At 68.9% G+C, this 12,861-nt stretch carries 5 protein-coding genes; all 5 read right to left on the reverse strand.

Going from position 1 to position 12,861, the window contains the following annotated elements; genetic code table 11:
• Positions 1–33 precede the first annotated feature (33 nt).
• A complete protein-coding gene (locus tag GT347_RS04780) occupies positions 34–5,172 on the reverse strand; it encodes a malto-oligosyltrehalose synthase (RefSeq protein ID WP_160550874.1) in 5,139 nt (1,712 codons plus the stop codon).
• Positions 5,173–5,199: 27 nt separating this feature from the next.
• Complete coding sequence (gene treZ / locus GT347_RS04785) at positions 5,200–7,080, reverse strand: malto-oligosyltrehalose trehalohydrolase (protein ID WP_160550875.1); 1,881 nt, start codon at positions 7,078–7,080, stop codon at positions 5,200–5,202.
• A 162-nt stretch (positions 7,081–7,242) separates the two neighbouring features.
• Positions 7,243–9,423: a glycogen debranching protein GlgX gene (glgX, locus tag GT347_RS04790; protein WP_160550876.1), complete on the reverse strand. Its 2,181-nt coding sequence runs from the start codon at positions 9,421–9,423 to the stop codon at positions 7,243–7,245.
• An 8-nt stretch (positions 9,424–9,431) separates the two neighbouring features.
• Positions 9,432–10,787, reverse strand: a complete 1,356-nt coding sequence (gene glgC / locus GT347_RS04795) for a glucose-1-phosphate adenylyltransferase (protein WP_160550877.1) — start codon at positions 10,785–10,787, stop codon at positions 9,432–9,434.
• 53 nt (positions 10,788–10,840) lie between these two features.
• Positions 10,841–12,781 carry a 1,4-alpha-glucan branching protein GlgB gene (glgB, locus tag GT347_RS04800; protein ID WP_160550878.1) on the reverse strand — a complete coding sequence of 647 codons (1,941 nt, stop codon included), beginning with the start codon at positions 12,779–12,781 and terminating at the stop codon, positions 10,841–10,843.
• Positions 12,782–12,861: the final 80 nt, after the last annotated feature.

Below are 12,861 nucleotides of genomic sequence, written 5' to 3' on the forward strand. Positions count from 1 at the left end.
CGCAGCCGGGCATGGATGGCGTCGGCTGTCACCTCATGCCTGCGTGATCCAGGAGGCGGGCACGAACACCGCGATCGGCAGCAGCGCCAGCGCCTGGCCCACGTCCAGGCTGGCGCCGCCGGGGCCGATCGGCGTCACCGGCGCGGGCGCGCCGGTGAACCAGTCGACCCAGCCGCCGGCCGGCGTCGGCACCTGCATCGAAGTGCCCTGCCAGCGTTCGGCCATGGCCGCGGGCTCCGGCGGCAGCTGATCGGTCAGGCCGCGCAGCAGGCGCGAGGCCACGGTGAGCACCGCCGCATCGCCCTCCCCCCGCACGAAACTCACCAGCCGGCCGGCATGCGGCCCTTCGGCCGGCAGCGAGCGGTAGCCGCCGTTGCGGAAGACCTCCGGATGCGCCTGGCGCAGCTGCAGCAGCCGCCAGCTCACCAGGTGCTTGATGCGGCCGTCGGTGCAGCCGTGGCGCAGCTCCTGCCACTGCGCCTGGCTGGGGAAGCCGGCGGCGTAGAGCGCCTGCAGCTGCTCCAGGGTGGACTGCAGCCGGCCGAAGTCCACCGGCCGCCGGTTGTCCGGATCGACCAGGCTGAAGTTCCATTGCTCGCAGCCGTGGTAGAGGTCGGGCACGCCGGGCGAGGTCATCTTCAGCGCCACCAGGGACAGGCTGTTGCAGCAGCCATAGGGCGCGATGTGGTCCACGAAGCCGCCGATGTCGGCCAGCAGCGCGGCGCTTGCCTCCCGGTCGAGCACGCCGTCGATGAAGGCGGAGAGCGCCTTCTCGTAGGCCTCGTTGGGGTTGAGCCAGCTGGTGCGCAGCTTGGCCTCGCGCACCGCCTTCTGCATATAGGCCTGGACACGTTTTCTCAGGTCCTCGGTGCTGTCCTCGGTCAGGCCGACCAGCGGCCAGGCGCCGACCAGGGTCTGCCAGAGCAGGTATTCGTCGTTGCGGCTGGGCGCCGGGGCGCCGTCCACCACCGCATGCAGCGATTCGGCATGGCCGCTCCAGCGTTCGATGGCGGCGCCCCAGGCGTCGGGGATCTCGGAGAGCACGTCGAGCCGGGTGCGCAGGTCTTCCGAGCGCTTGCTGTCGTGGGTGGAGGTGCCCAGCAGCCAGTGCGGCCGGTGCTCCGAATCGTCGGCATTGACGGCGTGGAAATGCGCGACGGAGGTGCCGAAGCGCCGCGGGTCGCCGCCCACGTCGTTGAGCGAGACCAGGCGGTTGTAGCGGTAGAAGGCGGTGTCCTCCATCGCCTTGGCGGTGACCGGCGCGGTGAACTGCTGCCAGCGGGCGATGAAACGCATCACCGCCGCGCGGCGCGCCGTGCCCTCGATGTCGCAGGCGCCCAGCAGCAGCTGGCGCAGGTGCTCGATCACGGTGAGTTCCTCGCCCTCGCTGCGGCGGCGCGCGGCATTGCAGGCGCGGTCGATCACCGCCCGGTCGGCGGCGCTGACCGTGCAATCTTGCGCCCGGATATAGGTGCGGTAGACCGGGTGGCAGGCGGCCACCACCATCAACGCATGGCTCAGGCGGTTGCGGGTGAAGTCGCAGGTGCGGCGGTCGCTGCGGGTGATGCGGTAGAGGGTTTCGGTGAGCCAGCCGAGTTCGCTGGACAGCCCGTTCTCGATCACATGCAGCTTGGCCTCGTAGAGGATGTCGCCGAAGCGCTGGTATTCGCCGCTGAAGTCGCGGTAGAGGCTGTCGAAGGCGCCCTCGTTGGCGCCGTCCACGAACAGGCCGTTGACCATGGCCGAGAAGCGGTAGCCGGTGCCGCCGTGCACCGGCCATTCGTCGGGCATGGCCTCGTCGATGTCGAGGATCTTCTCCACCACCAGGTAGAGCGCGCGGCGCTGGCGGCCGGCGGTGTCGGCCTGGGCGGCGTAGCGGCCCTGCAGGCGCTCGAAGTATTCGCGCGGGTCGGACAGGCCGTCGGGATGGTCGATGCGCAGGGCCGAGACACGGTCGCTGCGCAGCCAGCGCAGGATGCGGCGGTGCGTGGCCTCGAAGACCTCGTCGCGCTCCATACGCATGCCGGCCAGGGTGTTGACGTCGAAGAAGCGGCGGTAGTTGATGTCGTCGCCCGCCACCCGCCAGTAGGCCAGGCGGTAGGCCTGGCGGCGCACCAGGGCGTCGAGGGCGTTGAAGCTCTCGGGGTTCTCGGGATTGCCGTTGAGGATCTTCAGGCAGGCCTGGATCCACACTTCCAGCCAGCCCTGGCGCTGCGCCAGCCGGGCCAGCGAGCGTTTGTGCAGCGGCCGGTCGCGCTCGCGCGCCTCGCGGCAGGCATCGCTCAGGTCGTCGCGCGGCGGCAGGTTGCCGAAGGCATGCAGCAGCGACTGCACCACGGCCTGGCCGTCGCGCTGCTCTTCGTTGAGCGGCGGCGGCATCGGCAGGGCTTCGAAGATGCGCGGGTAGTCGCGCGGATCGAGCGGGAAACGGTGGTCGAAGTAGTGCAGCCAGAATTCGCCGGCCGTGGGCTCGAAGACCAGCTTCAATTCACCCGCCTCCAGCACCCGGCCGTAGTGGTCGCCCAGCACCGGCAGCAGCACCCGGCCGGCCATCTCGGGCGCGGCGGGTTCCCATTCGATGTCGAAGAAGCTGGCGTGCACCGCCGCCGGGCCGTTCTCCAGCACGTCGAGCCACCAGGCGTTGTCGGCTTCGAGCACACCCATGTGGTTGGGCACGATGTCCAGCATCTGGCGCATGCCGTGCTCCCGCAGGGTCTGGCACATGCGGTCGAACTGTTCCTCGTCGCCCACCTCGGGGTTGAGGGCGTTGTGGTCCACGATGTCGTAGCCGTGCGTGCTGCCGGCGCGCGCCCGCAGGTAGGGCGAGGCGTAGAGATGGCTGATGCCCATGGCGTGCAGATAGGGCACGACGGCGGTGGCCTGCTCGAAGGTGAAGCCGGCATGGAACTGCACCCGGTAGGTGGAGACCGGCACCCGGGCCGTGTCCAGCCCCGGCAGTTCGTTCTGCGCCAGCAGCGCGCGCGGCGCGGGGCCGGAGCGGCGGGCGCGCAGCACGGCGGCCACCGAGAGCATGCGCGGATCGGCGGCCAGGTCGTCCACCTCCACCGAGAGCTTGCGGCGCCAGTTGGGATAGACGTCTTCCCCGGTGCCGGGCACGTTGACCTGCATCAGCTGCTGGGTGATGTCTTCGAGCTGCACACCCACCAGCAGCGAGGGCGTGCGCGCCAGGAAGGCATAGACCGCGTCGGCGAAGGCGGGTGTGCTCTCCGGCAGCGAGGTGGTGTGCACGGTGACGCCGGGCGGCAGCAGGTTCTCGCGGTCCAGCGCCAGCAGCAGCTGCACCCGGTCGCCGGAGCGCGACAGCACCTGCTGGGCATGCACCTCGGCATCGGGATAGAGCTTGAGGCGGGCCTGCAGCTCGATGTCCTCGCCGCTCCAGAAGCCGCGCAGCGTGGGCAGGTCGTGGGTGCTGACCACGGCAAGCGCCTCCTGCGGCCATTCCTGCGGGGGACGGAAGGAGCCGTCGCCGCCGCGTTCGAAGAACAGCGGGCGGTAGGACAGCAAGGCGCGTTCGTGCATCGCCTCGCGCATGCGCGGCGCGACGTTGCCCAGGTCCTCGCCGATCACCATGCAGCGGTGGCGGTGGCTCTCCAGCGCCAGCACGCCCAGCAGGTCGTCGAGCGGGTAACTCACATAGGAGCCGCCGGCCGGCGAGATCCAGAACAGGCGCATCAAGCCCATCACATGGTCCAGCCGCAGCGCGCCGGCGTTGCGCATATTGGCGCGCAGGGTCTCGATGAAGGGCTGGTAGCGGCCGGCCATCAGGCGGCTGGGGTTGAGCGGCGGCAGGCCCCAGTTCTGGCCCAGAGCGTTCAGCGCATCCGGCGGCGCGCCCACATGCATGCCGAGCGCGTAGGAGGCGGGTTCGTTCCAGGTCTCCGAGCCGCCCTCGTTCACGCCCACCGCCAGGTCGCGGTAGAGGCCCAGGCCCATGCCGACCGAGCGGGCGCGCTGCTGCACGCCCTGCACCTGCAGCTCGCACAGCCATTGCAGCCAGGCGTAGTAGCCGACGCGTTCCTCGTTGTCCTGCGCGAAGGCGGCCACGGCTTCGGACTGCGGCGAACGGTAAGCCTCGGGCCAGGCCGGCCAGCCCCAGGTGGTGGGGTCCTGGGCGTAGAAATGGGCCTGCAGGGCCTCGAACAAGGCATGGCTGCGCAGGCCCTGGCCGCGTTCGGCCAGGAAGGCATTGAAGGCTTCGCCGCGGGTGCTGCCGGTCGCCAGGTGGCGCTCGCGGAAATGCGCCCACAGCATTTCCAGCACCGCCATCTTGTGGGCGGCCACCTGGGCGTAGTCCACCATCTCGGTGGCGCGCAACTGCTGCAGGCGGCGCTGGAAGTCCTCGCTGTCGACCAGGCGGCGCACGCCGTCGCATTCGTGGTATTCGGGCACGGCCTCCACGTCGAGGTAGACCGGGTTGAGCATGTTGCGGCTCGACGGGCTGTAGGGGCTGGCCACGTCCGGCCGGTGCGGGAAGAGCGCATGCAGCGGGTTCAGGCCGACGAAGGAGGCGCCCTGCTGGGCCATGGCATCCACCAGCACCCGCAGGTCGCTGAAGTCGCCTATGCCCCAGTTGCGCACCGAGCGCAGCGCATAGAGCTGCACGCAGGGGCCCCACCAGCGCTCGCCGGTCTGCAGGGCCGGCGGGATCCAGCAGCGCACCGGGGTGACGATGACGGCGCAGTAGCCGCCCTCCTCCTGGCTGGCCGTTTCCAGCCGGTGGTAGCCCAGCGGCAGGCCGGGCGGCAGCACCGCGTAGGGCTTGCCGTTGCCGCCGATATGGCTGCGCAGCTCCTGCACCGTGCCGTCTTCCAGGGTCAGGCGCCACAGGCTGCCGTCCGGCGTGCCGCGGGTCAGCACCACGCCGTGTTCGGGCGCGCCTTCGCGCAGCACCACCACCGGCGGCAGGGATTGCTGCTCGGCCGATGCGTCATGCGAGGAGAGCGAGGCATGCACCTGTTCGTCGTCGGCCGCCGGAATGCCCATGGCATGCAGGGCATTACGCAGGGTGGCGTCGGGCACCTCGCGGGTGGCGCCGAAGAAGTCGTGGTAGCTCGCGGCCAGGCCGACCTGTCCGGCCAGCGCACGCAGCGCCCCGCTGTCGTCTGTGCTGCCCACGGGGGTTTGCTGGTCGGCTGGGTTGGAGTCGCTCACGGCTTCGTTCCTTGGGTCTTGTTTTGATCAGCCGGTTTCGCGGCCGAAGGTCCAGCGCCCGGACCAGGGCTGCCAGGCATCGTCGCCGATCTCGCCGACCTGGAAGACGGTGCGGGTGTCCACCAGCGGCTTCCAGGGCAGGGCGTCGGCCGCGGGCGCGGCCATGGGGGTGTCGGCCAGGCGGGCCTGCAGCTCGATGGTCTGGGCGTCCTGATAGCGCCAGCGCAGCACGAAGCTGCGTTCGTCCACCATGTGCGCCACATGGGCGCCCAGGATCAGGCGGTCCAGCCGCGGCACGAAATACTGCCGGCGCGCGGCCAGGGCCTGGCGCACGAAGCCGCGCCGGACGCCGCCCCGTTCGCTGAAGGCATGCTCCCAGTCGAGCCTGGCGGCTTCGAAGGTGCTGGCGTCGCAGGGCGGCGGCGGCTCGCCGGTGCTGCCGTCGGCGCGCTGGGCGAAGTGGCCGAAGTCGCGCAGCCGGCCTTCGACCACCGCCTGGCGCAACTCGCCTTCCCAGTCGGCGAAATACAGGAAGGGTGTCTCGGCGCCGTATTCCTCGCCGGCGAACAGCATGGGGATGGCGGGCGAGAGCAGCGTCATCGCGGTGGCCAGCGGGATGGCGGCGGCCGGCACCAGGGCATCGAAGCGTTCGCCGAAGGCGCGGTTGCCGCTCTGGTCGTGGTTGTTGAGGAAGTTGACCATGGCGCCCAGGGGCTGGGCCGGTGCCTCCTTCAGGTCCAGGCGGGCGCCTTCGGCGCTGCGCTTGGAGCCCTGCCACAGAAAGCCATGGGTGAGGGAGCGGGCCAGCAGCGCCACCGGTTTCTCGCCGAAGTCGTGGTAGTAGCCGGCCTTGTCGCCGGTCAGCGCCACGTACATCACGTGGTGGAAGTCGTCGTTCCACTGGGCGTCGTAGCGGCCGCCCTCGGGCAGGCGCTGCCAGCCGTTGTTCTCGTTCTCCAGCACCAGGTGCACATGGCGGTCGGTGATCGCCTTGTGCACCTGCAGGGCCAGTTCGTCGATCACGTCGAGCGCGCTGTCGTCCACGATGGCGTGGATGGCGTCCAAGCGCAGGCCGTCGAAGCGGTATTCCTGCAGCCAGTAGAGGGCGTTCTGCACGAAGAAGGCGCGCACCGTCTCGCTGCCCTCGCGGTCGAAGTTCAGCGAGTTGCCCCAGGGGTTGGTGTGCACCTGCGAGAAGAACTGCGGCGCGTACAGGCCCAGGTAGTTGCCGTCCGGGCCGAAGTGGTTGTAGACCACGTCGAGGAAGACCATCAGGCCCAGCCGGTGCGCCGCCTGGATGAAATGCTTGAGTTCGTCCGGGCTGCCGTAGGCCGCATGCGGCGCATAGGGCAGCACGCCGTCGTAGCCCCAGCCGAAGCGGCCGGGAAAATCAGACAGCGGCATCAGCTCGATGGCGGTGATGCCGGTATCGGCCAGCGCCTGCAGCCGCGCCTCGGCGGCGGCGTAAGTGCCTTCGGGCGTGAAGGTGCCGATGTGCATCTCGTAGATCACCGCCTCGGCCCAGGCGCGGCCGCGCCAGCCGGTGTCCCAGGCGAAGCTGCCCGGGTCGACCACCATGCTGGGCTGGTGCGGGCCTTCGGGGTTGAAGCGGGAGGCGGGGTCGGGCACGTCGGTTTCGCCGTCGATGCGCCACTGGTAGCGGGTGCCGGCGCCGGCCTGCCGCACGATGGCCTCGTACCAGCCCTTGTCATGCTTCTCGGTGGCATGGGGCTGTGGCTTGCCGCCCTGCCAGAGCAGCAGTTCGGCGCTGCGGGCCTGGGGCGCCCACAGGCGGAAACGCACGCCGCCTTCGGGCTGCAGTTCGGCGCCGAAGAGCATGCCCCAGGCATGGGAGGCCTTGACGGATTCGGACAGCTCCGGGGCGCTGGCGGCCAGGACTTCATTCATCGACACACTCCTGAGAATTCGCGTCCCGCCCGGGCGCGGCAAGCCGCCGCGGCCTGGCTCGTGAGGCCCAGGCGCGCGGTCTTGCGCAAACAAAAGAATGGAACGGCAGACGCCACGGCTGCCGCGCTCGGCCTCAAGGGTGGCCGGGCTGGGTCAGCACCATCATGGAATGCGCCGGCAGCAGATGCTGCTCGCCCGCATGCCAGGGCGTGATGTCGGCCACCGGCTCCTCGTCCTCGCCCGCCTCGGCGCTGACCGGCTGACCGTCGGGCGTGGCGGTGTCGATGCGCGGTGTCCAGCCGCCGGGGCGGCGGCGCTCTCGGGCACGGTGAAGGTGGCGTCTTCGTGCGAGGCGTTGATCAGCAGCAGCACCGAGTCGCCCATCACCTCGCCGCCGTCCTCGGCGACTTCGCCGGTGCGGCAGCCGTCGAGCAGCGCGGCGACCAGGCGGACTTCCGGTGTGTCCCATTCCTCCTGGGTCATTTCCTGGCCCCAGACGCTGTACCAGCCGATGTCGCGCCGGCCGGTGTCGTCGGCCACGCCCGAAAGAAAGCGGGTGCGGCGCAGCACCGGTTGCGACTTGCGAAAGGAGGTGAGCCGGCGCACGAAGGCGATCAGCGGATCGTTGCCGCGCTCCTCGCTCCAGTCGTACCAGCTGATCGGGCTGTCCTGGCAGTAGCCGTTGTTGTTGCCGCCCTGGGTGCGCGACATCTCGTCGCCGCCCAGCAGCAGCGGCACGCCTTGCGAGACGAAGAGCGTGGTGAGCATGTTGCGCTTCTGGCGTTCGCGCAGGACGAGGATGTCCGCGTCGTCCGTCTCGCCCTCGGCGCCGCAGTTCCAGCTGCGGTTGTGGCTTTCGCCGTCGCGGTTGTCCTCGTGGTTGGCCTCGTTGTGCTTCTCGTTGTAGCTGACCCAGTCCTGCAGGGTGAAGCCGTCGTGCACCGTGACCACGTTGACGCTGGCGCCCGGGCCGCGGCGCGACCAGCCGAAGACATCGGCCGAGCCGCAGATGCGGGCCGAGAACTCGGGCAGAGCGCCGTCCTCGCCGCGCCAGAAGTCGCGCACCGCGTCGCGGTACTTGCCGTTCCATTCGGCGAACGGCGCCGGGAAGCCGCCGACCTGGTAGCCGGTCGGGCCCACGTCCCAGGGCTCGGCGATCAGCTTGACCTGGGCCAGCACGGGATCCTGCTGGATCACCGAGAAGAAGGCCGAGCGCTGGTCGAAATCGTTGGCGCCGCGGGCCAGGGTGGAGGCCAGGTCGAAACGGAAGCCGTCGACATGCATCTCCTCGACCCAGTAGCGCAGGCTGTCCATCATCAGACGCAGCACGGCGGGGCTGCTGCTGTCGAGAGTGTTGCCGGTGCCGGTGTAGTCCACGCAGAAGCGGCGGTCCTCGGGGCTCAGGCGGTAGTAGCCGGCATGGTCTATGCCCTTGAAGGACAGCGTCGGGCCCAGGTGGTTGCCTTCGGCCGTGTGGTTGTAGACCACGTCCAGGATCACCTCGATGCCCTGGGCGTGCAGTGCCTTGACCATGCCCTTGAACTCGTCGATGGTGGCCTGCGGGTCGTTGCCTTCCATGCCGTAGCGCGGCTCGGGCGCGAAGAAGCCGATGGTGTTGTAGCCCCAGTAATTGCTGAGGTTCTCCTGCACCAGGCGTTCGTCGTCCACGAAGGCATGCACCGGCAGCAGTTCCACCGAAGTCACGCCCAGGCGCTTGAAGTGGGCCACGGCGGTGTCGGAGGCCATGCCGGCGTAGCGGCCGCGCACATGCTCGCCGATCTCGGGCTGCTGCTGGGTGAAGCCCTTGACGTGGACCTCGTAGAAGATGGTTTCGTGCCAGGGCACGGCCGGGCGCTTGTCGTCGCCCCAGTCGAAGCGGTCGTCCACGACGACGCACTTGGGCATGTCCTGGCCGTTGTCGGTTTCGTCGATGACCAGGTCCTGGTCCTCGGCGTCGAGCACATAGGCGTACTGGGACGGGTTGCCGATCACCGGGCGGTCGAGCGCGCGGGCGTACGGGTCGATCAGCAGCTTGTTCGGATTGAAGCGATTGCCCTCCTCCGGCTGGTAGGCGCCGTGGACGCGGTAGCCGTAGCGGGTGCCGGGCTTGCAGTCGCGCAGGTAGACATGCCAGGTGTCGCCGGTGCGGTCGGCCATCTCGACGCGGGCCAGTTCGGTCGCGCCGTCTTCGGCGTAGAGGCAGAGCTCGATCTTCTCGGCCGGAACCGAGTGGATCGCGAAATTGGTGCCGTGGCCGTCCCAGTGCGCCCCCAGGCGCACCGCGCTGCCGCGTTCGGCTCGGGAAAAGGGAAGGAAGGAACTGTCTTGCTGGGTTTCTGGCATCTGTGCGCTCATACGGGGGCCTCGGCCGAAACTTTCATGGGTGCGGCGGCAGGCGCCGCGCCGCTGGCCGAGGCCGCCGGCTGGCGCATGGCGGCGACTTCGCTGTTGGGTACCGGGTCGGCGGTCAGCTTGGGCGATGACAGCTGCGACACGGAGGAGAAATAACCGGCCGGCACCACGACGATGCCGCTTTCGGTGACGTGGAATCGCTGGCGGTCGCTTTCCAGGTCGAAGCCGATCTTCTCGCCCGGCGGGATGTGGTTGTCCTGGTCGATGATGGCGCGGCGGATCTGCGCACCGTTGCCGATCACCGAGCGCTCCATCACGATGCAGTGCTGCAGCTTGGCATCGCGGTGCACCGTGACGGCGCGGCGCAGCATGGCGTGGTCGAGCACGGCGCCGTCGACGATGCAGCCGGAGCCGACCACCGAGCGGTTGATCGCGCCGGCCTCGATCTGCGCCGATTCGGACGGATCGTGGCTGGCATAGATCGGCCACTGGCGGTTGGTCATGCGGAACTTGGGAGCAGCGCCTAGCGTGTCGAAGTGGGCGTCGAAGTAGGCATCGATGGTGCCCACGTCGCGCCAGTAGGCGTGTTCCTCGAAGGGCGCGACGCCGGGGATCTCGTTGGTGGCGAAGTCGTAGGCCACCAGTTTGTGGCTCTGCACCATGGCCGGCAGGATGTGTTTGCCGAAGTCGCTCTCGCCGGTCTCGTGGGCCTTCTTCAGCGCGGCCAGCAGGATGTCGGCCTTGAAAATGTAGTTGCCCATGGAGGCCAGGGCATGAGTTTCGCTGCCGGGCATAGGCAGGGCCGACTTGGGCTTTTCCTTGAAGTCGGTGATGCGGTGGTCGGCATCGATCTCGACCACGCCGAACTGGCTGGCGTCGGACAGGGTGACCGGCAGCGTGGCCACGCTGACGTCGGCGCCGGTCTGCTTGTGGAAGTCCAGCATCTGGCGCACGTCCATGCGGTAGATGTGGTCGGCGCCGAAGACGCAGACGTAGTCCGGCTGGAAGTTCTCGATCAGGTGGATGTTCTGGTAGACCGAGTCGGCCGTGCCCTGGAACCACTCGGGGCCGTTGCGCATCTGCGGCGGCACCACGGTCACGAAGTGGTCGGGGCCGAAACGCGGCAGGGTCCAGGCGGTGCGCACATGCTCGATGAGCGACTGGCTCTTGTACTGCACCAGCAGGTAGATCGAGAAGATCTCCGAGTTGATCAGGTTGGACAGCACGAAGTCGACGACCCGGTGCTTGCCGTTGAAGGGAACCGCCGGCTTGCAGCGGTCGGCCGTGAGGGGGTGCAGGCGCGAGCCTTCACCACCGGCCATCACGAAAGCGAGAACATTCTTGTTACTGGGCATGGCCGTCTCCGAAGTAGGTACAGCAGAAGGTTGAAATCACGGGAGGAAGGGATTCAGTGCGAGGCGGGAATCGGGCGGTCCGACAGGAACACCACCGCCAGCGGCGGCAGGGTGACCGTGAGCCGGTGGCTGCAGCCGCCGCAGGGCTGGGGCTCGGCCCAGACGTTGCCGAGGTTGCCCATGCCGCTGCCGCCGTAGACGCTGGCATCGCTGTTGAGCACTTCGCGCCAGTGGCCCTCGCCCTTCACGCCGATGCGCAGGCCCTCGATGGGGGCGGCGGTGAAGTTGCAGAGCACCAGCACATTGCCGTCGGCATGGCCGGCGTGGCGCCAGAAGGCCAGCACGGTGCGCTGCTCGTGTTCCAGGCTGGCCCAGGAGAAGCCCTTGGCGTCGAAATCGTGGCGGTGCAGCGCCGGCAGGCCGCGGTAGGCGCGGTTCAGGTCGGCCACCCAGCGGGCGATGCCGGCGTGCTGGGGCTGGGCCCACAGATGCCAGTCCAGCGTGCGTTCGTGGTGCCATTCCTGCACCTGGCCGAATTCGCCGCCCATGAAGAGCATCTTCTTGCCGGGATGGCCCCACATGAAGCCGAAGAGGTTGCGCAGGCCGGCGGCGCGCTGCCAGTCGTCGCCGGGTTGTTTCTCGAACAGGCTGCCCTTGCCGTAGACCACCTCGTCGTGCGAGAGCGGCAGCATGAAGTTCTCGTTGAAGGCATACCAGAAGGAGAACTTCAGCTCGTCCTGGTGGTACTCGCGGTAGAAGTGCGGACGCTCGACGTAGCGCAGCGTGTCGTTCATCCAGCCCATGTTCCACTTCATGCCGAAGCCCAGGCCGCCCATCTCGATCGGGCGGGACACATTGGCCCAGCTGGAGGACTCCTCCGCGATCATGTGGATGTCCGGGAAGGCGCGGTAGACGGCGGTGTTCAGCTCGCGCATGAAGGCCACCGCCGGCAGGTTCTCGTTGCCGCCGTGTTCGTTGGGCAGCCACTGGCCGTCTTCCCGGGCGAAGTCCAGGTAGAGCATGGAGGCGACCGCGTCCACCCGCAGGCCGTCGAAGTGGTAGTACTGCAGCCAGAACAGGGCGTTGGCGATCAGGAAGTCGCGCACCTCGTAGCGGCCGTAGTTGAAGATCAGGCTATTCCACTGGGGATGGAAGCCCAGGCGCGGATCGGCGTGTTCGTAGAGGTGGGTGCCGTCGAAGGCGCCCAGGCTGTGGGCGTCCGAGGGGAAGTGCGATGGCACCCAGTCCAGCAGCACACCGAAACCGCGCTGGTGCAGGGTATCGACCAGGCACATGAGGTCCTGCGGCGAGCCGTAGCGGCTGCTGGGGGCGAAGTAGCCGGTGATCTGGTAGCCCCAGGAGCCGTAGAAGGGATGCTCGGCCACCGGCATCAGCTCGACGTGGGTGAAACCCATGGCTTCGCAGTGGGCGGCCAGGCGGTGGCCGATCTCGCGGTAGTCGAGGAAGCTGCCGTCCTCGGCACGCTGCCAGGAGCCCAGGTGCACTTCGTAGACCGACATGGGCTGGTCCATGGCCTGGCGGCGGGCGCGGGCCGCCATCCAGTCGCCGTCGTTCCAGCGGTATTCGAGGGAGGCGATGCGCGAGGCGGTGCGCGGCGGGAGTTCGGCGGCGAAGGCCACCGGGTCGGCCTTCTCGAAGGCCATGCCCTGCTGAGGCGTGATGCGGTATTTGTAGCAGTTGCCTTCGGCGGCGCCGGGGATGAAGGCGCTCCAGCGGCCGGAGCCGTCGTTGTGCGAATGCATGGGCTGGCCGGACCAGCCGTTGAAGTCGCCGACCACATCCACCTGCCGGGCATTCGGCGCCCAGACGCAAAACGCCGTGCCCGCCTTGCCGTCGCGGGTGTCGAGGTGCGCGCCCAGCGCCTCGAACACACGGTGATGCGGCGCCGCATGCAGGGCTGGCGCCGGCGTCTGTACCAGGGTCCTGCGCAGCAGGGGTACGGAGTTGGCGTCGGTGGCGGCGCGCACGTTCATGGGTGGCTCAGTCTCTGAAAAGGTCCGTCGGTTCGACGAGTTCAAAGTGTCTGTTGCAATGCAACACACGACCGACAGAA

The sequence above is a fragment of the Xylophilus rhododendri genome, assembly GCF_009906855.1.
GTDB lineage: Bacteria > Pseudomonadota > Gammaproteobacteria > Burkholderiales > Burkholderiaceae_C > Xylophilus > Xylophilus rhododendri.

Bases quoted from the DNA above. Each gene is read 5' to 3' on its own strand.
- treZ (WP_160550875.1), bottom strand. From the start codon at position 7,080: ATGAATGAAGTCCTGGCCGCCAGCGCCCCGGAGCTGTCCGAATCCGTC.
- glgX (WP_160550876.1), bottom strand. From the start codon at position 9,423: ATGCCAGAAACCCAGCAAGACAGTTCCTTCCTTCCCTTTTCCCGAGCC.
- glgC (WP_160550877.1), bottom strand. From the start codon at position 10,787: ATGCCCAGTAACAAGAATGTTCTCGCTTTCGTGATGGCCGGTGGTGAA.
- glgB (WP_160550878.1), bottom strand. From the start codon at position 12,781: ATGAACGTGCGCGCCGCCACCGACGCCAACTCCGTACCCCTGCTGCGC.